The following is a 21579-nucleotide window of genomic DNA, read 5'->3' on the forward strand; positions in this document are numbered from 1 at the left end:
CCTCAGATCGCCCGGACGATCCGGGCCAGGAGGTCGCTGATCCGCGGGGCGGCAGCCGCACCCGCCTCGAGGACCTCCTCGTGGGACAGGGGCTGCGGGCTGATGCCCGCCGCGAGGTTCGTCACCAGCGAGATGCCGAGCACGTCCATGCCGCAGTGCCGGGCGGCGATCGCCTCCAGGGTCGTGGACATGCCGACCAGGTCGGCGCCCATCAGCCCGGCCATGCGCACCTCGGCGGGCGTCTCGTAGTGCGGTCCGGGGAACTGGGCGTAGACGCCCTCGGGCAACTCGGCGTCGATCGTGCGGGCGACCTCGCGCAGGCGTGCCGAGTACACCTCGGTCAGGTCCACGAACGTCGCACCCTCGAGGGGAGAGGTCGCCGTGAGGTTGATGTGGTCCTTGAGCAGCACGGGCTGCCCGGGCCGCCACGCCATGTGCAGGCCGCCGCACCCGTTGGTCAGGACCACGGTGGAGCAGCCGGTGGCCGCCGCCGTGCGCACGCCGTGCGCGACGCGGCGCACCCCGCGCCCCTCGTACAAATGGGTGCGGCCGCCGATCACGAGCACCTGCCGCGTCGAGCCGTCCGCGCGGTCGACGCGGATCGAGCGCGTGGTCGCCGCGTGGCCGACGACCGACGGCCGGGCGAACCCCGGGATCTCGTGCGTCGGGACCTCCGCGACGACCTCCCCGACGAGCTCGGCCGCACCACCCCACCCGGATCCCAGCACGAGCGCGATGTCGTGCCCCGGGACCCCGGTGGTCTCGGCGATGTGGTCGGCGGCGGCCCGCGCGACGTCGAACGGGTCGGTCCCGGGATCGTCCAGGTCCGGTGTCGTGGCTGGTGTGGTGCTCATGCCCCGAGACTAGCCCTGCCCGCAGGACCCCGCCGGGGCTGTCACAATGGCACCCGTGGCTGCCTCGACTTCTGCTCCTGCCGGACCCAACCACTCCGTCGTCGTCGTGGGCGGCGGCCCCGGAGGCTACGAGGCGGCGCTGGTCGCCCGCCGTGCCGGCGCCGACGTGACCGTGGTCGAGCGCCAGGGTCTCGGCGGCGCCGCCGTGCTGACCGACGTCGTCCCCTCCAAGACCCTCATCGCCACCGCCGAGTGGCTCACCATCGCCGAGTCCGCCCCCGAGCTCGGTATCCGCACCGGCGCCGCACCGGTCGGCCCCGACGACGACCAGGGCAGCCGACGCGACCTGGTCGACCTCGAGGCGGTCAACGCCCGCGTGCTCGCGCTGGCCGCGGCGCAGTCCGCCGACATCCGTGGCCGGCTGGAGCGCGAGGGCGTGCGGATCGTCGAGGGCGCCGGGCGGCTCGACGGGCCCAGCCGCGTCGTGGTGACGCCGTCCGACGGCGGTACCACCGAGACGCTCGACGCCGACATCGTGCTCCTCGCCACGGGCGCCACCCCCCGCGAGCTGCCCACCGCGCCGCCCGACGGCGAGCGCATCCTGACGTGGACCCAGCTCTACGGGCTGGACGCGCTGCCCGAGAAGCTGATCGTCGTCGGCTCGGGCGTCACCGGCGCCGAGTTCGCCGGCGCGTACCACGCCCTGGGTTCCGAGGTGGTGCTGGTCTCCTCGCGCGACCGTGTCCTGCCCGGCGAGGACGAGGACGCCGCCGAGCTGCTCGAGGGCGTCTTCCGCTCCCGCGGCATGACCGTCATGTCGCGCTCGCGGGCCGCGTCCGCGGAGCGCACCGCCGACGGCGTGGCCGTCACGCTCACGGACGGGCGGGTCGTCGAGGGCTCCCACGTGCTGGTCGCCGTCGGCGGCGTGCCGAGCACGGCCGACCTCGGTCTGGCCGAGGCGGGTGTCGAGGTCGCCGACTCCGGGCACATCCGCGTCGACAAGGTCTCGCGGACCTCGGTGCGCGGGGTCTACGCCGCCGGGGACTGCACCGGTGTGCTCCCGCTCGCCTCCGTCGCCGCCCAGCAGGGCCGCGTCGCCATGGCGCACGCGCTGGGTGACGCCGTCGTGCCGCTGCGGCTCGGCGCCGTCGCGGCGAACATCTTCACGGCCCCGGAGATCGCGACCGTCGGCTACTCGGAGGAGAAGCTGCGCGAGCAGGGCTCGCGGTACGTCACCACCACGCTGCCCCTGGCCCGCAACCCGCGGGCGAAGATGCACGGCGTGCGCGACGGGTTCGTCAAGCTGTTCGCCCACCCGGAGGCCGGCGTGGTGCTCGGCGGTGTGGTCGTCGGCCCGCGGGCCAGCGAGCTGATCTTCCCCGTGACGCTGGCCGTCACGCACCGCCTGACGGTCGACGACGTCTCGGACTCCTTCACCGTGTACCCGTCGCTGTCCGGCACCATCGCCGAGTCCGCGCGCGTGCTGCACGGGTCGGTGACGCCGACGGCCTGACCGGCCGGTCGCGGCGGCCACGGGTCAGGGGAGCTCCAGCGTCGCCACGACGGGCCGGTGGTCGCTCGGGACAACGTCGAGCACCTCGACCGCGGTGAACGGCAGGTCCGGGGTCGCGAACACCCAGTCGACGCGGTGGCGCGGGACCACGGCCGGCGAGGTGAGGGTGGCCGGGTCCCCGACGGCGTCCTGGCCGCTGACCATCCCGCGGTCGGTGATCGCAGTGATCTCCGGCCACCCGGGCTCGGCGTTGAGGTCACCGAGCAGCACGGTCGGGCCGTCGACCGGTTCGGCCTCGAACAGCGCGTCGAGCTGGTCCAGACGGGTGGCGGTGTTCTCCTCGCGGTGCTGCAGGTGGGTGGTCACGACCCGCACCGGCTCGCCGCCGACCGGCGTGACGGTCGCCGCCAGCGCCGAGCGGTCCTGAGGCCCGTCCCCGAAGAGCAGCTCGACCCGGTCGACGTCGGCCGCCTCGACGCGGTCCGGGTCCCACATCAGCGCGTTGCCGAACCGGCGGTCGGCGGCCGGCACCCACGCGGCCTCCATGCCCGTGGCGTCGGCGAGGTGGGTGAGCATGTCGGCGCCGCCGCCGAGCACCCAGCCGCGGGACACCTCCTGCAGGGCGACGACGTCGGCGTCCACGCCGTGCAGCACCTCGACCATCTCCCCGAGGCGGACCGACGGGTCCGAGCTGACCCCGTAGTGGACGTTCCAGGTCATGACGGTGAGCCGGTCGGCGCCGCCCGCCCAGGACGTCGGTGCAGGACCAGGTGCCTCACCGGACGACGTGCCGGTGACGAGGCCCGGCACGAGCGCGGCGGCGGCCAGCCCGGCGACCGTACCGGTCAGGGCGGCACCGCCCGGCACGCGGCGAGGAGCCAGCCGACGTGCCGCCACCACGCCCGCCAGCACCAGCGCGAACGCCGTCACGACGGGCACCAGCCCCACCGGGAAGGGCAGCGGGACGTCGAAGTCGAGCTGGTAGACCAGCAGCGGCAGGGCGGTCCCGAGCCCGACGGCGGTCCCGGTCACGATCGTGCGCCACCGGACGAACGGCCGCAGCGGCCGCGTGAGCGCCCCGGCCAGGGCGCGTGCGCCGACAGCGGGCAGCAGCGTGGCGACCACGAGGAGCCCCCACGCCCACGGCAGCGGCGGGCCCTCGACGCGCGGCACGGTCAGGAACAGCGCCCACACGCCCACGACGAACACCGCGGCGGCGGTCAGCGGCCGTACGGCCGGCCGGTGCATCGACAACGCCGCGCCGGCGAGCAGCGCGGCCACCGCGACGCCCACGGTCGCCGCGACCGGCGGCAGCCCCGTCGTGGCCGCGACGAAGGCGGGGTTCGCCCACACCTGCACGCCCAGCGCGAGGAACGGCCCCAGCACCCACAGGCCGCGCACCCCCGCCGTGGCGCCGGTACCCCGCACCGCCCAGGCGGCCGCGAGGCTCCCGGCCCCGAGGAGAACGGCGGGAAGCCACCCCGCGAGGCCGTCCCGCCACACCGCGTCCCACGTCCCGAGCAGCAGGGAGACGGCCGCAGCGCCCAGCAGTCCCAGCGTGACCCCCCGGGCGACGAGCAGGCCGCGGGCGCCGCCGTCGTCCGCTCCGTCGTCGGACGTCCCGGGGCTGCGGGCGCCGGCGGCGAGGACTGCGACGAGCACCAGCACCGCGAGGGCGAGGGCCACGGTGCCCAGGCCCACGTAGTAGCGCACCGTGCCCAGCGTGGGTGCGACGGCCCGCTCGGCGACGGGTCCGGCGAGCGCCTGCAGGCCGAGGCGTGCGGTCACGAGCAGCGACACGGCCACCAGGACGGACCGCCCAGTCACGCGGCCGCGGGCGACGAACGCCGCGACGACCGCGCCCGGCAGCGCGTAGGCGACCAGCGCGGTGACGGCCGCCGTCGTGACGCCCGCGGCGAACGCCCGGTCCAGCAGGGGGCCGCTGGCACGCACGAGCTCCGCGGTCAGCGCGGTGACCAGCGCGAGGAGCCACAGCAGCGAGCGGTCGCGGGATGCCGTGGTCACGACGGCGAGGCTATCGCGGTACCGGCGCGCATCCGGGTCAGCGCTCCGAGCCGACGGCGATCTCGAGCAGGGTGTCCACGGCGTCGGCGAACGCCGGGTGCAGCGGCAGGTCGGAGAGGGCCGCCACGGGGGTCCAGCGCACGTCGATGCTCTCGGCGTCGGTGGGGGCCGGCACGACGGCGGACCCTGCGGCGACCTCCGCCACCACCGTCGTGTAGGACCACGCCGGGTGCGCCAGCACGTGCTCGCCGAGCACACGGACGTCGGCCGGGTCCAGCCCGGCCTCCTCGGCGGCCTCGCGCAGCGCCCCGCCCGCCGCGGACTCCCCGGGGGCGAGCGCCCCGCCGGGGATGCCCCACGTGCCGCCCTCGTGCGACCACGCGGCGCGGTGCTGCAGGACGACGTCGTCGACACGCAGCGCGCCGTCCGGTGCGGGCGCGCGCCGGACCAGGAACAGCCCCGCCGCGCCGTGCAGCCCCCAGTGCCGGTGGTCGCCGCAGTTCACCCAGCCGTCACCGGGGTGGCGGTGGTGCGGGGGCGGGGCGGCGGCCACGCGTCAGGCGATCTCGCAGATGGCGGTCCCGGCCGACACGCCGGTCCCGGGCTCGAGGCTGAGCCCCTGGACGGTGCCGGCCCGGTGCGCGGTCAGCGGCTGCTCCATCTTCATCGCCTCCAGGACGACGATCAGGTCACCCTCGGCGACCTCGTCGCCCTCGGACACGGCGACCTTGACGATGGTGCCCTGCATCGGGGAGGCCAGGGTGTTGCCGCCGGCGCCGGACGAGGCGGTGGACCGTGCGCCGCGGCGGGCCGGACGGCGGCCGTTCTTGGCGGCGTCGGCGCGGCGCGCACGGCCGGCGGCCATGCCGAGGCCGGCCGGCAGCACGACCTCGAGGCGGCGTCCGCCGACCTCGACGACGACCCGCTCGGGGGCCTCGTCGGTGTCGTCCTCGGTGTCGTCCGCCGCGGGTGCCGCCGGGGCCAGGGCACGCAGCTCGTCGGTGAACTCGGTCTCGATCCAGCGCGTGTGCACGCCGAAGTCCGCGGCGGTGGCGGCCTCGCCGTCAGCCGGCACGAACGCCTCGGCCTCGAGCACGGCCCGATGGAACGGCACGACGGTGGGGATCCCGGTCACCTCGAGCTCCCGCAGGGCACGGCGGGCCCGCTGGACCGCCTGGGTCCGGGTCGCACCCGTGACGATGAGCTTGGCGATCATCGAGTCGAACAGCCCGGAGATGCTGTCGCCCTCGACCACGCCGGTGTCGACGCGCACGCCGGGGCCCGAGGGCCACCGCAGCGTCGAGACCGTGCCGGGCGCGGGCAGGAACCCGGCGGCCGGGTCCTCGCCGTTGATGCGGAACTCGAGGCTGTGGCCCCGCACGGTCGTGGACTCGTAGCCCAGCTCCTCGCCGGCGGCGATGCGCAGCTGCTCGCGCACCAGGTCGATGCCCGTGACCTCCTCGGTCACGGGGTGCTCCACCTGCAGGCGGGTGTTGACCTCGAGGAAGGACAGCGTGCCGTCGGTGCCCACGAGGAACTCGCAGGTGCCGGCACCGACGTACCCGGCCTCGGCCAGGATCGCCCTCGAGGCGCGGTCCAGCTCCGCCTCCTGCTCGGCGGACAGGAACGGGGCGGGCGCCTCCTCGACCAGCTTCTGGTGGCGGCGCTGCAGGGAGCAGTCGCGGGTGGAGACGACCACGACGTTGCCGTGGGTGTCGGCCAGGCACTGGGTCTCGACGTGCCGGGGCCGGTCCAGGTAGCGCTCCACGAAGCACTCGCCGCGACCGAACGCCGCGACGGCCTCGCGGACCGCCGAGTCGTACAGCTCGTCGATCTCCTCGTGCGTGCGGGCCACCTTCAGGCCGCGTCCCCCGCCGCCGAACGCGGCCTTGATGGCGATGGGCAGCCCGTGCTCCGCGGCGAACGCACGGACCTCTGCGGCGTCGGCCACCGGATCCTTCGTGCCGGGCACCAGCGGCGCACCCGCGCGCTGGGCGATGTGCCGGGCGGAGACCTTGTCGCCGAGCGCCTCGATCGCCGCCGGGGGCGGTCCGATCCACGTCAGGCCGGCGTCGATCACGGCCTGGGCGAACGCGGCGTTCTCCGAGAGGAACCCGTACCCGGGGTGGACGGCGTCGGCACCGGAGCGGCGGGCGACGTCCAGGAGCTTGTCGACGTCGAGGTAGGTGTCGGCCGCGCGGTCGCCGCCCAGCGCGAAGGCCTCGTCGGCGAGGCGCACGTGCAGGGCCTGACGGTCCGGATCGGCGTAGACGGCGACGGAGGTGAGACCGGCGTCGGTGCAGGCGCGGGCGATGCGGACGGCGATCTCACCACGGTTGGCGACGAGGACCTTGCTGATGGAGGGCACGGCTCACGGTAACGCGCCACCGACCCCGTCCCGGTACTTCGCCGGGGCAGCGTGGGGAAGTCTGTGCCGGGTGCCAACGGCGATCCAGGCCGTTTGTGCACATCCCACATGGACGGGGTCCCAGGGCCCCTGGGGACCGGCCTGATCTTGGCGGTTCCCTCAGCCGGCGGGCGTGCTGCGCAGCGCACGCCACGGGACGTCGATCTCGGCGAGCAGCTCGCGCAGGAGCGGGAGCGACACCCCCACGACGCCGTGGTGGTCGCCCTCGAGGCGCTCCACGTACGGCCCGCCCAGGCCGTCGATGGTGAACGCGCCCGCCACGTGCAGCGGCTCGCCCGTGGCGACGTAGGCGTCGATCTCGTCGTCGTCGAGGTCGGCGAAGTGCACGGTGGTGGAGCTCGTGGCACCCAGCGTCGCGCCGGTGCCGCCGTCGTCGGGCTCGCGCACGTCCACGAGCCAGTGCCCGCTGTGCAGCACGCCGCTGCGTCCGCGCATGCGCCGCCAGCGGTCGCGGGCCTCGTCGGCGTGGGCGGGCTTGCCGACCACCTCGCCCTCGATCTCCAGCATCGAGTCGCAGCCCAGCACCAGGGCCGACGACGCCCCGGCCGCCTCCGGCCCGCCGTCCTCGACGCGGCGTGCGACCGCTTCCGCCTTCGCCTGGGCCAGGGTGAGCACGGCGTCCGACGGCGCCAGGTCCGGGAACCGCTCGCGGGCCGCCGCCAGGACGGCGTCCTCGTCGACGGCGCTGACGATCACCGTCGGCTCGACACCCGCCGCGCGCAGCGTCGACAGGCGGGCGGGGGACTGGCTGGCCAGCACGAGTCGCGTCACGTCCGGCACACTACCCGCCCCGCCCCGCCCCGCTGTTGTGGGCATGAGATTTGCAGGTGTGCATCCGCGCAGACCTGCAGATCTCATGCCCACAACCGCGGGGCACCGGGGTCAGGTGAGCAGCGCCGCCGCGACGATCATCACCACGGGCGAGGCCAGCGTGGTCATCAGCACCGTGTCCCGGGCCAGCACCTCGCCCCGGCGGAACCGCGCGGCGTAGTTGTAGATGTTCTGCGCCGTGGGCAGCGCCGCGAGCGTCACCGCGGTGGCGACCGCCGCGTCGTCCAGCCCGAACCCGAACCGAGCGACGACAAGGGCGACCGCCGGCATCACCAGCGCCTTGAGCACGGTGGCCACGACGACGGGAGCCCGGCCCTCCTCACCCCGCAGCGGTCGTGAGCCGTGCAGCGACATGCCGAACGCCAGCAGGATCATCGGCACCGCCGCGCCCCCCAGGATCTCCAACGGGGCCAGCACCACGTCCGGCACCGTGACCCCCGTCAGCGAGACGGCCGCCCCGGCCAGCGCGCCGAGGATGATCGGGTTGCGCACCGGCTGGCTGACCACGAACCCGAACGACACCTTGCGGCTCGTCGCCGAGTCCAGCAGCAGCAGGACCAGCGGCGACACGACCAGCAGCTGCAGACCGATCACCGGCACCACCGCCGTCGCGTCCCCGATGACGTACACCGCCACCGGCAGGCCGATGTTGCCCGCGTTGACGTACCCGGCCCCCAGCGCGCCGATCGTGGCCTCCGGCACCTGCAGACGCCACCACAGCAGGTTCACGACCACGAAGACGGCGGCCGTCGTCACCGCCGCGACGAGCTGCACCAGCAAGGGGGCGCCCAGCAGCCGTCCCAGATCGGCGTCGGCCACCACCGTGAACAGCAGCGCCGGGGACGCCACGAAGAACCCGACCCGGTTCAACGCCTCGCGGGCGTCCGGCCCTCCGATCCGCAGCCGAGCCGCGACGTAACCGGCGACGATGACGACGCCGATGATCGCGAAGCCGGTGACGACACCCTGCACGTCAGGCGAGCGCCGAGCGCAGCACGTCCAGGCCGACCGAACCCAGGGCCAGGGCGCGCGCGTGGAAGCCGCGCAGGTCGAACTCCTCGCCGCGAGCCTCCGCGGCCGCCCGCGCGTCGTCGCGAGCCTGCTCCCACAGCCGCTGGCCCACCTTGTACGACGGCGCCTGGCCCGGCCAGCCGAGGTACCGCTCCAGCTCGAAGCGCAGGAACGACTCGTCCATGTCCGCGTTCGCGCGCAGGAACTCCCACGCCTTGTCGGCGTCCCACGTGCCACCGCCCCACTCGGCGGGGCACGGCTTGCCCAGGTGGACTCCCAGGTCCAGGACGACGCGTGCCGCGCGCAGCCGCTGGGCGTCCAGCATGCCGAACCGGTCGCCCGGGTCGTCGAGGTAGCCCAGGTCGGCCATGAGGCGCTCCGCGTACAGCGCCCACCCCTCGCCGTGCCCGGACACCCAGCACGCCAGCCGGCGCCAGCTGTTCAGCGTGTCCCGCGCTGCGACGGCTGCCGCGCACTGCAGGTGATGGCCCGGGACGCCCTCGTGGTAAACCGTCGTCGTCTCGCGCCACGTCGTGAACTCCGAGACCCCCGCCGGCACCGACCACCACATGCGACCCGGCCGGGAGAAGTCGTCGCTCGGCGGCGTGTAGTAGATGCCGCCCGTCTGCGTGGGCGCGATCCGGCACTCGATGGTGCGCACCGGCCCGGAGATGTCGAAGTGCGTACCGGCCAGGTCCTCGACGGCGCGGTCCGCGGTCGTCTGCATCCACGCGCGCAACGCCTCCGTGCCGTGCAGGCGGCGGGCGTCGTCGGCGTCGAGGGCCGCGGCGGCCTGCCGGACGGTGGAGCCGTCACCCGCGATGGTGCGGGCCACCTCCTCCTGCTCGGCCACGATCCGGGCCAGCTCCGCCAGCCCCCACTCGTAGGTCTCGTCCAGGTCGACCTCCGCGCCGAGGAACTCGCGCGAGAACAGGGCGTAGCGCTCGCGGCCGACCGCGTCGTCCTCGGGGGCCCGCGGGGCGAGCTCCCGCTCCAGGAAGTCCGCCAGCTCGCCGTAGGCCGCCCGGGCCGCCGTCGCGCCCCGCTCCAGCTCGGCGCGCACCAGGCTGCACGCCGCCGAGTCGTCGAGCACGCGGCCGGCCTCCTCGCCGGTCACGAGCGCGGTGAACGTCGACTCCGGGCCGGCGAGGTCCCGGGCCTGGCCCACCGCCGCGCGCACCTGGCGGATCGCGGCGACGCGGCCCCGCTCGGCGCTGAGGGTCAGGGACTCGCGGTACCCGGCCAGGGCGTCAGGGACGGCGTTCAGGCGCGCGGCGACGTTCTCCCACGCCTCCATGGTGCCGGTGGGGACCACGTCGAACAGGTCGCGCAGCTGCTGCACCGGCGACTCGATGTTGTTCAGGCTGGCCTGCGGCTCCCCGGCCTCGTGGAGCTCGAGCGCCAGGCCGACCCGTTCGCGCATCGCCGCCATCGTGACGCGGTCGACGTCGTCGACGGGCGCCCGGCCCGACGCCTCCAGCTCGTCCAGCTCGCGCAGCAGGGCCCGGTCCAGGTCGGCGCGCGCCTCGTGGCCCGCCGGCGACAGGTCCGGCAGCTCGTGATCATGACCGGGCAGACCCATGAAGGTCGCGGCGATCGGGTCGAGCGCGGCGGCACGGACGACGTAGGCGTCGGCGGCGGCGTCCAGGGGAGTGGGGGTGCGGGGGGAGCCGGCGGGGGCGCCCGGGGTGGGGGCGCCGGAGGTGTCGTGGGTCACGGGCCGAGGTTATCCCAGCGGCGGCGGCTGCCCTCGGCTCCGTCGCCGTCGAGCGTCTCTGCCTGCACGCGATCAGCAGCCGATCACGTGCAGGCAGACACGCTCGATCACGCGGTGTCGGCGGTCAGGAGGTCGCGCAGCCGCCGGCGGGAGGCCGTGGAGAGCCCGATCACGTCGAAGCCCTCCTCCGTGCGGGTCGCCGCATCCCGCACCAGGGGTTCGGTGCGCCGCCACCAGGACTCCATCTGATCGACCGACCATTCCTGCTGCCGGTCCACGGTCGGTGCGTGGGACGGTCGGCCGGCCATCGCTCGGACGGATGCCGCGTAGTCGGCGGCGACGTCGTCCGGAGCGACACCCGCGTTGCCCAGGAGCAGCGCACTGATCATTCCGGTGCGGTCGCGGCCCGCGCTGCAGTGGACGAGGACGCCCGGCGCTGCGTCGGCGACCGCCTCGAGAGCGGTGCGCACGAGCCGCGGGAGGATGCGCCAGTTGTGCGGCCAGTATTCCGGGGAGTCGAGGATCGGGAAGCAGACCCGACGGAACTCGGCGTCGTCGTGGTCCTCCGTGGGCGCGTGGACGACGTCGATGCCGTCGGTCGCGGCGGGGTCGACGTCGGGATCACCCGGACGGGGACCGACCTCGGCCGCGCACCGCAGGTCGACGACGGTCGTCAGGCCCCAGGAGCGCGCCGCCGACCAGCCGGGGCCCGTGAGCTGCTCGCGACGCGGTCCCCGGGCCAGGCGCCCCGTCCGGGTGAGCCCCGTCGCGGACAGCGGGGTGGGAAGCCCTCCCAGGTCACGAAGGTTCGGGCAGCCGTCCCAGTCGAGGTCACGCATCGCCACAACCTAGCGACCGATGGGGTACCCGAACGGCGTCGAGCGTCTCTGCCTGCACGCGATCGGTAGCCGATCACATGCAGGCAGAGACGCTCGATCGGTGGGGAGCGGGTGTCAGCCGGTCCGACGGCGCAGCTCGTCCGCCCAGCCGCGGTGGTAGCGCGCCACGACGTCGTCCGACCCGGGGGCCCACCAGACGGCCACAGGGTCGTGGGGCCGCGGACCTGGGTCGGCGCCGTCGGGCACCAGCAGCGACCAGGTGTCCTCGGCGGTCTCGTCCCCGCGCGGGTACGTGAGCAGCCCGCGCAGCATCACGCTGTCGCCCACCGGTCGCTCGGACACCGTCACCGATCCGGTGGTCGCACGCGCGTCCCGACGCAGCGCCTCGACGCTGCGCGACTCGTGGGCGAACCGCTGGTCGTCCCGGTAGCGCACCAGCGCCGCCACGGCCGTCACCATGAGCCCGGCGAGCAGGGCGAGCATCAGCCACATCTCCAGCTCGCCGGAGGGGTCCTCGACCAGCCGCTGCGTCACGTAGATGCCGATCGTCGCGACCACGGCCGGGGCCCACAGCCAGCGGCGCAGCCAGCCGGGCCGGCGTGGCGCGGGCAGCTCGCCCAGGGGGGCCTCGACGTCCGACGCCGTGGGGACCTGCTGCCAGCGCACGCTCACGAGCGCAGGCTCCAGCGCCAGGAGTCGATGTTGTGGCGGCCGGCGCGGCCGCCGAAGCTGCGGGCCGTGGCCGCCCCGTTGCCGCGCAGGTTCCGGGCGCGGTTGGTCCACTCGTCGACCGGTGCGACGTCGTCGGGCAGGTCCTCCCGGGCCGACACGGCCGCCAGCCCCGCCACCAGGGCGGCGACCTCGACGTCGTCCGGTGCTCCGCGCACCACGCGTACCTGCGGGGTCATGGGTGGATCTCCTCGGGTCGGTCGGTCGTGCTCACTCGTCGTCCTCGTCGCTGTCGTCGCCGAACCCCGGCGCCATGCCTCGCGAGGCCGCCCACTCGAGGACCTGGTACCCGCCCTCGGCGAGCCGGGACGCCGCCTGCTCGCCCGCCTCGTCCAGCATCTCGATGACGCCGTCGAGCGTCATCGACGCACCCGCCGGCGGGTCCGCCACGACGAAGCCGAGGTAGAAGGCCTCGGCGCGGATCGTGCCCTCGGGCAGGTCCTGGTGCGCCGCCTCGTCGTGCCCCGCGCCCGGCTCCCAGACCGACGTCGTCAGGTCGGGGTGCATGCCGAGCGCGTCGTGCAGCGCGTCGAAGAGGGTGCCGTTGAGCGTGCCCACCCGGTGCTCGAGCGCGAGGATGCGGGGGTCCTCGTCGGCCTCGGTCGCGCCGAACTCCGCGCGCACCCCGACGGCCGCGTCGACGTACTCGTGCAGCGCGGCGGCCAGGGAGTCGACCGCGCGGTGCATCGGATCGGGGTCGACGTCGCCCAGCGGAGCCGGGCCGTGGGTCGCGTCCTCGTGGCTCATCGGTCGATCTTCTCAGACCTTCGGACGCCGGGGACCGGTCACAGCGGGATGTTCCCGTGCTTCTTCGGCGGCAGGCTCGCCCGCTTGGTCCGCAGCGCCCGCAGTGCGCGGACGATCTCGACGCGGGTCTCCGACGGGCGGATGACGGCGTCGACGTACCCGCGCTCGGCCGCGCCCCACGGGTTCACGATCGCCTCGGTGTACTCGTCGGTGAGGCGGCCGCGCTCGGCCTCGACGTCCTGGCCGTCCTCGCCGGCGGCCTTCAGCGCCCGGCGGTGCAGGATGTTCACGGCGCCGGAGGCACCCATGACCGCGACCTGCGCCGTCGGCCACGCGAGGTTGACGTCCGCGCCGAGCTGCTTGGAGCCCATGACGATGTACGCGCCGCCGTACGCCTTGCGGGTGATGACGGTGACCAGCGGGACGGTGGCCTCGGCGTAGGCGTAGATGAGCTTGGCGCCGCGGCGGATGATGCCGTCGTGCTCCTGCCCGACGCCGGGCAGGAAGCCCGGCACGTCGACGAACGTCAGCACGGGGATGTTGAACGCGTCGCAGGTGCGCACGAACCGGGCCGCCTTCTCCGAGGCGGCGATGTCCAGGGTGCCGGCCATCGACTGCGGCTGGTTCGCGATGACGCCGACGCTCTGGCCCTCGACGTGCCCGAACCCGACCAGCACGTTCTGCGCGTACAACGGCTGCACCTCGAGGAACGAGTCGGGGTCCAGCACCGTCTCGACCACGGCGCGCATGTCGTAGGGCTGGTTGTCGCCGTCGGGCACGATCGTGTCGAGCGTCTCGTCGTCGGGCGTGACCTCCAGCGCACCCTCCTCCTCGGGCGGGTACGTCGGCGCGTCGGACAGGTTGTTCTGCGGCAGGTAGCCGATCAGGTGCCGCACGTAGTCGATGGCGTCGTCCTCGTCCTCGCCGAGGTAGTGCGCGACGCCGGAGGTGGCGTTGTGCGTGTAGCCGCCGCCGAGCGTCTCGAAGTCCACGTCCTCGCCGGTGACGGTCTTGATGACGTCCGGGCCGGTGATGAACATGTTGGACGTCTTGTCCGCCATGACGACGAAGTCCGTCAGGGCGGGGGAGTAGACGGCGCCGCCCGCGCTCGGCCCGAGGATCAGGGAGATCTGCGGGATGACGCCCGAGGCGGCCACGTTGCGCCGGAACATCTCGGCGAACTGCGTCAGCGCGGCCACGCCCTCCTGGATGCGCGCCCCGCCGCCGTCGGAGATACCGACGATCGGCACGCCGGTGCGCAGCGCCAGGTCCTGCACCTTGGCGATCTTCTCGCCGTGCACCTCGCCCAGCGACCCGCCGAACACGGTGAAGTCCTGGGAGAACACGCACACCTGGCGGCCGTCCACGGTGCCGTGGCCGACGACGACGCCGTCGCCCGGCAGCTGCTTGGCGTCCATGCCGAAGTTGCGGCTGCGGTGCGTCGCCAGCGCGTCCAGCTCGACGAACGTGCCCTCGTCCAGCAGGGCCTCGATGCGCTCGCGGGCGGTCTTCTTGCCTCGCGTGTGCTGCTTGGTGCGTGCGGTCTCCTCCGGCGCGGTGATCGCGGCGGCACGGCGGCGGTCGAGCTCGGCGAGCTTCTCGGCGGTGGTCTTCACTCCGCCGACCCTAGATGGTGGGTTGCGACGAATCGATGCGCGACAGGCCCGCTCCACGGCTGTGAACTTGTGGGTTGTGCACAAACCAGGCCGTGTCGTGGCCGGGGCGGCCGGTCGGGGTGAAGGATGGGGGCATGATCCGTCCCGCCCTGGACGCCGCGTCGTTGCGTCCCGTCCTGCTCGCGCCCGCCGGACCGCTCGCCGCGCTCGACGTGGTCGCCGAGACCGCCTCGACGCAGGCCGACCTGGTGGAGCGTGCGCGTTCCGGGCGGGCGGACCCGGCGGTGCTGGTCGCCGAGCGTCAGACGGCCGGCCGGGGTCGCGCCGGGCGGTCGTGGGAGGCGCCGGCGCGGTCGGCGCTGACCGTGTCGTTCCTGCTGCGCCCGCACGTCCCGTCGGCGGCGCTGGGCTGGCTTCCTCTCCTGGCGGGGCTCGCCGTGGTGCGCACGCTCGGCCCGGGCGGCGTCCCGGCGCGGCTGAAGTGGCCGAACGACGTCCTGCTGCCCGGCGGGTCCGACGTCGACGGCTACGGGCGGTACCGGAAGGTCGCCGGCGTGCTCGCCGAGGTGGTGCCCGACGGCGGCGAGGTGCCGGCGGTGGTGCTCGGCGTCGGCCTGAACGTGGACCAGGAGCCCGGTGAGCTGCCGGTGCCGACGGCGACCTCGTTGCGCCTGGTCGGGGGTGCGGGGATGGACCGCAGCGAGCTGCTCGTCGCGCTGACCGGTGAGCTGCTCTCGACGCTCGCGCAGTGGGAGGCGGCCGACGGGGACGCGGTGGAGGCCGGCCTGGCGGGGGAGTACGCCGAGGTCTCGGCGACGCTCGGCTCGACGGTGCGGGTCGAGCTCGCGGGCGGCTCCGGGGTGGTGGTCGGCGAGGCGTTGCGGGTCGCCGACGACGGCGCGCTGGTGGTCGGCACGCCGGACGGGGAGCGGCACGTCTCGGCGGGCGACGTGCACCACGTGCGACGCCGGGACCCCGGCGTTCCCGCCCGATGAGCACTCAGGTCCCGCCCAGGTGACCGCCGTTACAGTGGGGCCGTGACGAGCCCGGAACCCCACGACGCCAGCAGGACCGACCGCGACGGCGCCGCCGTCGAGACGTCGGCCGGTGCCAGTACGGCCGGCCGGATCGACGAGGCGATCCTCGGTGGCCCGCGCACCTACACGTTCGACGACCTCGTCGCCGCGACGGGCCTGTCGGCCGAGTTCGTCGAGAACTACTGGCGCTGGCTGGGGCTGCCCGTCACGCGCACCGCGGAGGCGCGGTTCACCCGCGCCGACATGGAGTCGCTGCGGGAGATCGGCGCGCTGATCGACGACGGCCAGCTCGACGAGCAGGCGCAGATGACGCTGATCCGTTCCTTGGGGCACACCTCGGACCGGCTCGCGCTGTGGCAGGTGGAGGCGTTCGTCGAGCACCTCGGACGCCGCTTCGAGCTCGACGACGTCAGCGCGCGCCTGGCGGCCCTGGACCGCATCCCGGGTTTCGCCGACGTCCTGGCCCGGCAGCTCGAGCACGCGTGGCGCCGCCAGCTCGCGGCGCTGATGGGCCGGTTCGCCACGGAGTTCGCCGGGGCGGACGGTGCGGGCACCTCGGGCGACCAGCTGCCGCTGCGGCGTGCGATCGGGTTCGCCGACATCGTGTCGTTCACCAAGCGCACCGCCGGGCTCGGTTCGCAGGAGCTCGCCGAGTACGTCCAGCTCTTCGAGTCGCGGGCGCGGGACGTCATCACCGAGGCCGGCGGCCGGGTGGTCAAGACCATCGGTGACGCCGTGCTGTTCGTCGCCGACGACGTCGTCACGGGCGCGGAGTGCGCCCTCGGGCTGGCGGCGCCGCACGCGACCGAGGAGGAGATCCCGGTGCGGGTCGGGTTCGTCTGGGGCCGGGTCCTGTCCCGGTTCGGGGACGTGTTCGGCTCCGACGTGAACCTGGCCTCGCGGATCACCGAGCTGGCCGAACCGGCGCAGGTGCTCGTGGACCCGCCGACGGCCGCGCTGCTGAGCTCGTCGAAGCGGTACGCGCTCACGGCGCAGGCGCCGCAGGCGGTGCAGGGGCTGGGGGAGATCACTCCGGTGCGCCTGCAGCGCGCCTACACCGGTTGAGGGTCGCTGCCGGACCTCACAGGAGCACGAGCTCGGGGTCGCGGGGGTCGTCGTCCGGCTCGAGCAGCGCCGGGTCGTCGAACCGGACGTTGCCGACCCGTGGTCCGACGGGCCGGGTGTGCAGGGGTGCGACCGGCGCGTCGAGCAGGGCGTGGGCCTGCTCCGCCCCGACGGCCGGGTCGAGCCAGGCGTCCCAGGACTCGCGCGGCAGGCTGACGGGCATCCGGTCGTGGATCCGTTCCAGGCCGCCGGAGGCCGCCGTGGTGACGATCGTGGTCGAGACGAGCCAGCGGGCCGGGTCGCCGTCCGGCCGGGCCGGGTCGCGCCAGAACTCGTAGAGGCCCGCGAAGGCGGTGACCTGGCCGGGGTCGGGGTGGATCCAGTACGCCTGCTTGGGCACCTTGCGGACTGCGGGAGCCGCCGCGAGCCTGCGCCACTCGTAGTACCCGTCGGCCGGGACGAGGCACCGCCGCACGGCGAGCGGGCGCGCGAACGCCGACTTCTCGAGCAGGGTCTCGCGGCGGGCGTTGATCATCCGCGGACCGATCCCCGGGTCCTTGGCCCACGACGGGACCAGGCCCCACCGGGCCACCTGCATCGAGCGCGTGATCTCGCCCGCGGTGGTGCCGCCGTCGGGCGCGGGTTCCCGGCGCGGACGTTCGACGACGATCCGCACGTCGTCCGTGGGCGCGACGTTCCAGCGGGGTCCGAGCAGCCGGGCGTCCTCGGCGACCTCGGCGAGCGCGAGGTCGTCGGCCAGGGACTGGGCGTCGGTGAAGGAGGCGTACCTGCCGCACATGGGTCCATCCTGCCTCGCGGGTGCGACACCGGGTGCCCGGGCCGGCAACGGGGCCGCGTGAGCCGTCTCACGGCAGGGGCGCAGGAAACCCGTGGCCCGCCTCGTATCGATTCGATACGATGTGGGCCATGCCCGAGAAGACCGCCGCACCCCAGCGCGCCCGCTCGTCGTTCCGCTGGGTCGTCATGCTCGGCGCGCTCGCGGCGATCCCGGCGTTCACCGTCGACATGTACCTGCCGTCGCTGCCCGAGGTGGCGGCCGACCTGGGGTCCACCTCGTCCTTCGCGGCGCTGTCCGTCTCGATCATGCTCGTCGGCGGGGCCGCCGGTCAGCTCGTCATCGGTCCGCTGTCCGACCGCTTCGGGCGCCGCCGGCCGCTGATGATCGGGCTCGGGATGCACGTCGTCATCTCCCTGCTCTGCGCCCTGGCGCCCAACATGACCGTCCTCGTCGGGCTGCGGCTCCTGCAGGGGTTCTTCAACGCGGCGTGCGGCGTCGCGGCCATGGCGATCGTCCGCGACCGGTTCGTCGGGTCCGAGGCCGCGCGCATCCTGTCGCGACTCATGCTCATCATCGGCATCGCCCCGCTGCTCGCCCCGACCTTCGGGTCGGCCGTCGCCGAGGTCGCCTCGTGGCGCTGGGTGTTCGGCTTCCTCGCCCTCATCGGTGTGACCATGGGCGTGATCGTCTGGCGGTTCCTCCCCGAGACCCACCCCGTGCAGCGCCGGGCCACGGGAGGAGCTCGGTCCGTCGCCGGCGGCTACGCGCACCTCCTGCGCGACCGGCACTTCATGGCGCTGGCGCTGCTCCCGGGGCTCGGCATGGCCGTCCTGATGAGCTACGTCGTGACCTCGCCCTTCGTGTTCCAGGAGGTCTACGGGCTCAGCCACGGGCAGTTCTCCCTGCTGTTCGCCCTCAACGGCGTCGGCCTCGTGGCCTCGGCGCAGCTCAACGCCGCGCTGGTGCGCCGCGTGGCGCCGATCCGCATCCTGCGTACCGCGCTCGTGCTGCAGGGGTTCTTCGCCGTCGTCCTGCTCGTCGTCGCCGTCACCGGGGCCGGGGGACTGGTGGGGCTGCTCGTCGCCCTGTGGTGCGTCCTGGCCTTCACCGGGCTCGTCCCGGCGAACGCCTCCGCGATCGCCCTGTCCCGGCACGGGGAGCGCGCCGGAACCGCCGCGGCGGTCATCGGCGCGGTGCAGTCGGGCGTCGCGGGCCTCGTCTCGCCGTTGGCCGGGGCCCTCGGCGGCGGCGCCGTGGCCATGACCGCCGTCATGCTCGCTGCCTGGACCTGCGCGTTCCTGGTCCTGTCGCTGGCCACGCCGGCCTTCCGGCGCGGCGGTTGGGTCCAGCTCGCCTGAGCGCGGTGGTGCGTCTCACCGGTCCAGGACGTCGTGAAGGTGAGGTGAAGAGCGGGATGTCCTGACTCGCCCGATCCGCGCCGCAGTCCTCTCCGTCTTATGGTGGCGGTGTGGAGAACGCCAACCCCCGGCACGCGGGACACCATGCCGGGCACCCTGTCGTGCGATGGGTCGCGCTCGCCCTGACGGGCGTCCTGGCGTTCGTCGGGGTCGGCGCCGTCGGAGCCTACGTGGACCTGCAGTCCCAGATCGAGGTGTCCGACGTCGACGCGCTGCTGGGTCGGACCGATCCGCCCGAGGTGCAGGTCGAGGCGTCCGACGACGAGCCGGAGGACCCCACCGACCCGTTCGCCGGCGAGTCGTTGGACATCCTGGTCATGGGCACGGACTTCCGTGGCGAGGGCAACGCGGGGATCGCCGGCGGTGGCGACGAGTTCCACTCCGACACGACGTTGCTCGTCCACGTCAGCGGTGACCGCACCCGGATCGAGGGGGTCTCGATCCCGCGCGACTCCCTGGTGGACATCCCCTCCTGCCCGCGTCCCGACGGCAGCTCGACGTCCCCGCAGTCCAACGCGATGTTCAACACCGCGTTCGCCCTGGGCGGCGGGCCGGAGCAGGACGTCACGGCCGCGGCCGCGTGCACCATCCTCACCGTCGAGGCGCTGACGGGCGTCACGATCGACGACCACGTCGTGGTCAAGATGAACGGGGTCGTCGACATCGTCGACGCGCTCGGCGGGGTGACGATGTGCCTGCCGGAGCCGGTGGTCGGCGACACCCGCTACAGCGACCTCGACCTCCCGGCCGGCGAGCAGGTGCTCGACGGCGAGACCTCCATCCAGTTCCTGCGGGTGCGCAAGGGCGAGGGGATGGGGCTCGAGTTCGGCAGCGACCTGAAGCGGATCGAGCGTCAGCAGGCGTTCGTCGACTCGATGCTGCGTGAGGTGCTCGCGAAGAACATCGTCACGGACACGCCGAAGCTGTACCGGATGGTCCGCTCCGCGCTCGGCGCCATGTCGACGAGCCCGGAGCTGGCCAGCCCCACGGCGCTCGCGGGTCTGGCCTGGAGCCTGCGCAACGTGGACCCCGCCGACATCGTGTTCGAGTCCGTCCCGGTGGTCGAGGCCCCCTACGACGCCAACCGGGTGGTCTGGACCTCCGCCGCCGACGAGATCTGGGAGAAGCTGGCCGCCGACGAGTCCCTCGTGGACGAGCCCGAGCCCAGCGCGTCGCCCTCGACGGATACCTCCGGTTCCGGCGGGACGTCGGACGACGGCGGCGGTTCCGCGGACGACGGCGGGTCGGGCGGCACGGACGGCGACCCCTCGCCCGAGCCGTCGCCCAGCGCCTCGGTGCTGCCGGGCGTGTGCGCCTGAGCCGGGCCGCCGGTGGTCAGCCGCTCGCGGGTCAGCGCTGCGGCAGCGCCCGCCGCGCCTCGTCCCGCAGGACGTCGGTGACCCGGTCCAGCACCGCGGAGCGCAGGCGCCACTGCTGCAGGTGGAGCGGGACGTCCACGGTCTGCTCGGACAGCGCCTCGACCTGACCGGCCCGTTCCAGCACCTCGAACCGGGTGCCGGGGGCGGGCAGCGGCCCCCACATGCCCCAGCCGAGACCGGCGCTCACGGCGGCCAGGAACTCCGCCGTGGACGGCACGTGGTGGCGCGGCGGGTCGGGCACGGCGCACCCGGCGGCGGCCGCGACGTCGCGCAACCAGGCGTCCTGCAGGTCGTCCGTCCGGGCGAACACCACCATCGGGGCGCGGGCGAGCGCAGCCGGGGTGACGCCGTCGGCGAACCAGCGCTCGACGAAGGCGGGGGAGGCCGCCGGTCGGTACCGGGTGATGCCGAGCGGCGTCGAGGTGCAGCCGTGCACGGGGCTGCGGCGTGAGGTCACCGCGGCCATGACGGTCCCGGCCGGCAGGAGGTCGACCGTGCGGTCCTGGTCGGCCAGGTGCAGGTCGAAGGTGACGCCCTCGACCGCGGACAGCGCCGGCAGCAACCAGGTCGCCAACGAGTCGGCGTTGACCCCCAGCGGGACCGTGACCGGCCGGTCGCCGGCGTCACGCGGGCCGATCTCCGCCGCGGCCTCCGCCCCGAGCAGGTCCACCTGGCGGGCCAGCCGCAGCAGCGTGCGTCCCGGACCGGTCGGCTCGACCGGACGGGTGCGCCGCACCAACACCGCGCCGGCAGCGTTCTCCAGGGCGCGGACCCGCTGGCTGACGGCCGACGGCGTGACGTGCAGCGCACGCGCCGCGGCGTCGAACGACCCCTCGGCGACCACGGCCGCCAGGGCCTCGAGCTGTCCGGACTCCCACCGCAATGCAGTTCTCCTTCATCAGATGAAGAAACAGTAGATGGACTTCATGACTGGGCCAGCCTAGCGTCGGGGCGTGCTCACCTTCCTCGCCGGCCTCGGGCTCGGACTGTCCCTCATCGTCGCCATCGGGGCCCAGAACGCGTTCGTGCTGCGCCAGGGCGTGCGCCGCGAGCACGTCGGGCTCGTCGTCGTCGTGTGCGCCACCTCCGACGCCCTGCTCTACACCGCCGGCGGCGCCGGGCTCGGCGCCCTCGTCGAACGGCACCCCCTCGTCGTCGACGTCGCGCGCTGGGCGGGTGCCGCCGTCGTCCTCGGCTACGGGGCGCTCGCCGCACGCCGCGCCTGGCGCGGGGGAGAGGAGCTGGAGGCCGCCGGCGCCGCCGAGCTGCCCGACGCCGGCCGGCGCGTGCGCCCCGTGCTGCTCACCGCGCTCGCGCTCACCTGGCTCAACCCGCACGTCTACCTCGACACCGTCGTGCTGCAGGGCACGATCGCCGCGTCCTACGGGGCCGACCGGTGGCTCTTCACCGCCGGGGCGATCGTCTCGAGCGTGCTCTGGTTCGTCGGGCTCGGCTTCGGCGCCCGCCTCCTCGCCCCCGTCCTGCGGAAGCCCGGAGCCTGGCGCGTGGTCGACGGCGTCATCGCGCTGATCATGCTCGCCGTGGCGGTCTCGCTCGTCGCCGGCGGCTGA

At 74.5% G+C, this 21579-nt stretch carries 20 protein-coding genes; 6 read left to right on the forward strand and 14 right to left on the reverse strand.

The annotated features are described in order from the left end of the window. Positions 1 to 2: 2 nt before the first annotated feature. Positions 3 to 854 (reverse strand): purine-nucleoside phosphorylase, encoded by an 852-nt coding sequence (locus tag HDG68_RS09735; RefSeq protein ID WP_172151591.1) that lies wholly within the window; start codon positions 852 to 854, stop codon positions 3 to 5. Between the two features lie 46 nt (positions 855 to 900). Between HDG68_RS09735 and HDG68_RS09740 the strand changes: the two genes are divergently transcribed. Next, positions 901 to 2367, forward strand: coding sequence for an NAD(P)H-quinone dehydrogenase (locus tag HDG68_RS09740; protein ID WP_172151593.1), 1467 nt, complete (start codon positions 901 to 903; stop codon positions 2365 to 2367). A gap of 24 nt (positions 2368 to 2391) precedes the next feature. On the opposite strand, the gene HDG68_RS17555 is transcribed toward HDG68_RS09740, so the two are convergent. The 11 genes from HDG68_RS17555 to HDG68_RS09795 all read right to left on the reverse strand — a co-directional run bounded on the left by HDG68_RS17555 (position 2392) and on the right by HDG68_RS09795 (position 14310). After that, positions 2392 to 4392, reverse strand: a complete 2001-nt coding sequence (locus tag HDG68_RS17555; protein WP_172151595.1) for an endonuclease/exonuclease/phosphatase family protein — start codon at positions 4390 to 4392, stop codon at positions 2392 to 2394. Positions 4393 to 4429: 37 nt separating this feature from the next. Continuing rightward, entirely contained in the window at positions 4430 to 4945 is a 516-nt protein-coding gene (locus tag HDG68_RS09750) for an NUDIX domain-containing protein (RefSeq protein ID WP_172151597.1), read from the reverse strand. A 3-nt stretch (positions 4946 to 4948) separates the two neighbouring features. Beyond that, the gene (locus HDG68_RS09755; protein WP_172151599.1) at positions 4949 to 6760 is read right to left on the reverse strand and encodes an ATP-binding protein; all 1812 of its coding nucleotides are present in this window, start codon (positions 6758 to 6760) and stop codon (positions 4949 to 4951) included. A 159-nt stretch (positions 6761 to 6919) separates the two neighbouring features. Continuing rightward, positions 6920 to 7591, reverse strand: coding sequence for a Maf family nucleotide pyrophosphatase (locus HDG68_RS09760; RefSeq protein ID WP_172151601.1), 672 nt, complete (start codon positions 7589 to 7591; stop codon positions 6920 to 6922). Positions 7592 to 7702: 111 nt separating this feature from the next. After that, positions 7703 to 8623 carry an AEC family transporter gene (locus HDG68_RS09765; RefSeq protein ID WP_172151603.1) on the reverse strand — a complete coding sequence of 307 codons (921 nt, stop codon included), beginning with the start codon at positions 8621 to 8623 and terminating at the stop codon, positions 7703 to 7705. A 1-nt stretch (position 8624) separates the two neighbouring features. Next, positions 8625 to 10379, reverse strand: coding sequence for a DUF885 family protein (locus tag HDG68_RS09770; RefSeq protein ID WP_172151605.1), 1755 nt, complete (start codon positions 10377 to 10379; stop codon positions 8625 to 8627). A 107-nt stretch (positions 10380 to 10486) separates the two neighbouring features. Then, positions 10487 to 11218, reverse strand: coding sequence for a tyrosine-protein phosphatase (locus HDG68_RS09775; RefSeq protein WP_172151607.1), 732 nt, complete (start codon positions 11216 to 11218; stop codon positions 10487 to 10489). Positions 11219 to 11332: 114 nt separating this feature from the next. Beyond that, a complete protein-coding gene (locus tag HDG68_RS09780; RefSeq protein ID WP_172151609.1) occupies positions 11333 to 11890 on the reverse strand; it encodes a hypothetical protein in 558 nt (185 codons plus the stop codon). Beyond that, the gene (locus tag HDG68_RS09785; RefSeq protein ID WP_172151611.1) at positions 11887 to 12126 is read right to left on the reverse strand and encodes an acyl-CoA carboxylase epsilon subunit; all 240 of its coding nucleotides are present in this window, start codon (positions 12124 to 12126) and stop codon (positions 11887 to 11889) included. Before HDG68_RS09785 ends, HDG68_RS09780 begins: the two co-directional genes overlap by 4 nt. Positions 12127 to 12157: 31 nt before the next feature. Further along, on the reverse strand, positions 12158 to 12694 hold the full coding sequence (locus HDG68_RS09790) for a hypothetical protein (protein ID WP_172151613.1): 537 nt from the start codon (positions 12692 to 12694) through the stop codon (positions 12158 to 12160). 38 nt (positions 12695 to 12732) lie between these two features. Further along, positions 12733 to 14310 carry an acyl-CoA carboxylase subunit beta gene (locus tag HDG68_RS09795; RefSeq protein ID WP_343037522.1) on the reverse strand — a complete coding sequence of 526 codons (1578 nt, stop codon included), beginning with the start codon at positions 14308 to 14310 and terminating at the stop codon, positions 12733 to 12735. A 134-nt stretch (positions 14311 to 14444) separates the two neighbouring features. On the opposite strand from HDG68_RS09795, the gene HDG68_RS09800 reads away from it, so the two are divergent. Together HDG68_RS09800 and HDG68_RS17560 are read left to right on the forward strand one after the other, a co-directional pair. Next, entirely contained in the window at positions 14445 to 15305 is an 861-nt protein-coding gene (locus HDG68_RS09800) for a biotin--[acetyl-CoA-carboxylase] ligase (RefSeq protein WP_172151617.1), read from the forward strand. Positions 15306 to 15347: 42 nt separating this feature from the next. Beyond that, positions 15348 to 16412: an adenylate/guanylate cyclase domain-containing protein gene (locus tag HDG68_RS17560; RefSeq protein ID WP_172151619.1), complete on the forward strand. Its 1065-nt coding sequence runs from the start codon at positions 15348 to 15350 to the stop codon at positions 16410 to 16412. A 16-nt stretch (positions 16413 to 16428) separates the two neighbouring features. Here HDG68_RS17560 and HDG68_RS09810 read toward each other — a convergent pair whose 3' ends face one another. Then, entirely contained in the window at positions 16429 to 17211 is a 783-nt protein-coding gene (locus HDG68_RS09810) for an SOS response-associated peptidase (protein ID WP_172151621.1), read from the reverse strand. Between the two features lie 128 nt (positions 17212 to 17339). Here HDG68_RS09810 and HDG68_RS09815 point away from each other — a divergent pair, with 128 nt between their 5' ends. Together HDG68_RS09815 and HDG68_RS09820 are read left to right on the forward strand one after the other, a co-directional pair. Beyond that, a complete protein-coding gene (locus HDG68_RS09815; protein WP_172151623.1) occupies positions 17340 to 18569 on the forward strand; it encodes a multidrug effflux MFS transporter in 1230 nt (409 codons plus the stop codon). Between the two features lie 110 nt (positions 18570 to 18679). Further along, complete coding sequence (locus tag HDG68_RS09820) at positions 18680 to 19948, forward strand: LCP family glycopolymer transferase (RefSeq protein ID WP_172151625.1); 1269 nt, start codon at positions 18680 to 18682, stop codon at positions 19946 to 19948. Positions 19949 to 19979: 31 nt separating this feature from the next. On the opposite strand, the gene HDG68_RS09825 is transcribed toward HDG68_RS09820, so the two are convergent. Beyond that, positions 19980 to 20891, reverse strand: coding sequence for a LysR family transcriptional regulator ArgP (locus HDG68_RS09825; RefSeq protein WP_172151627.1), 912 nt, complete (start codon positions 20889 to 20891; stop codon positions 19980 to 19982). Between the two features lie 70 nt (positions 20892 to 20961). Here HDG68_RS09825 and HDG68_RS09830 point away from each other — a divergent pair, with 70 nt between their 5' ends. Continuing rightward, positions 20962 to 21579, forward strand: a complete 618-nt coding sequence (locus HDG68_RS09830) for a LysE family transporter (protein WP_172151628.1) — start codon at positions 20962 to 20964, stop codon at positions 21577 to 21579.

It is taken from the genome of Isoptericola chiayiensis, from assembly GCF_013149805.1.
Lineage (GTDB): Bacteria > Actinomycetota > Actinomycetes > Actinomycetales > Cellulomonadaceae > Isoptericola > Isoptericola chiayiensis.

Bases quoted from the DNA above. Each gene is read 5' to 3' on its own strand.
- HDG68_RS09800 (WP_172151617.1), top strand. From the start codon at position 14,445: ATGATCCGTCCCGCCCTGGACGCCGCGTCGTTGCGTCCCGTCCTGCTC.
- HDG68_RS09815 (WP_172151623.1), top strand. From the start codon at position 17,340: ATGCCCGAGAAGACCGCCGCACCCCAGCGCGCCCGCTCGTCGTTCCGC.
- HDG68_RS09790 (WP_172151613.1), bottom strand. From the start codon at position 12,694: ATGAGCCACGAGGACGCGACCCACGGCCCGGCTCCGCTGGGCGACGTC.
- HDG68_RS09810 (WP_172151621.1), bottom strand. From the start codon at position 17,211: ATGTGCGGCAGGTACGCCTCCTTCACCGACGCCCAGTCCCTGGCCGAC.
- HDG68_RS09735 (WP_172151591.1), bottom strand. From the start codon at position 854: ATGAGCACCACACCAGCCACGACACCGGACCTGGACGATCCCGGGACC.
- HDG68_RS09785 (WP_172151611.1), bottom strand. From the start codon at position 12,126: ATGACCCCGCAGGTACGCGTGGTGCGCGGAGCACCGGACGACGTCGAG.
- HDG68_RS09775 (WP_172151607.1), bottom strand. From the start codon at position 11,218: ATGCGTGACCTCGACTGGGACGGCTGCCCGAACCTTCGTGACCTGGGA.
- HDG68_RS09740 (WP_172151593.1), top strand. From the start codon at position 901: ATGGCACCCGTGGCTGCCTCGACTTCTGCTCCTGCCGGACCCAACCAC.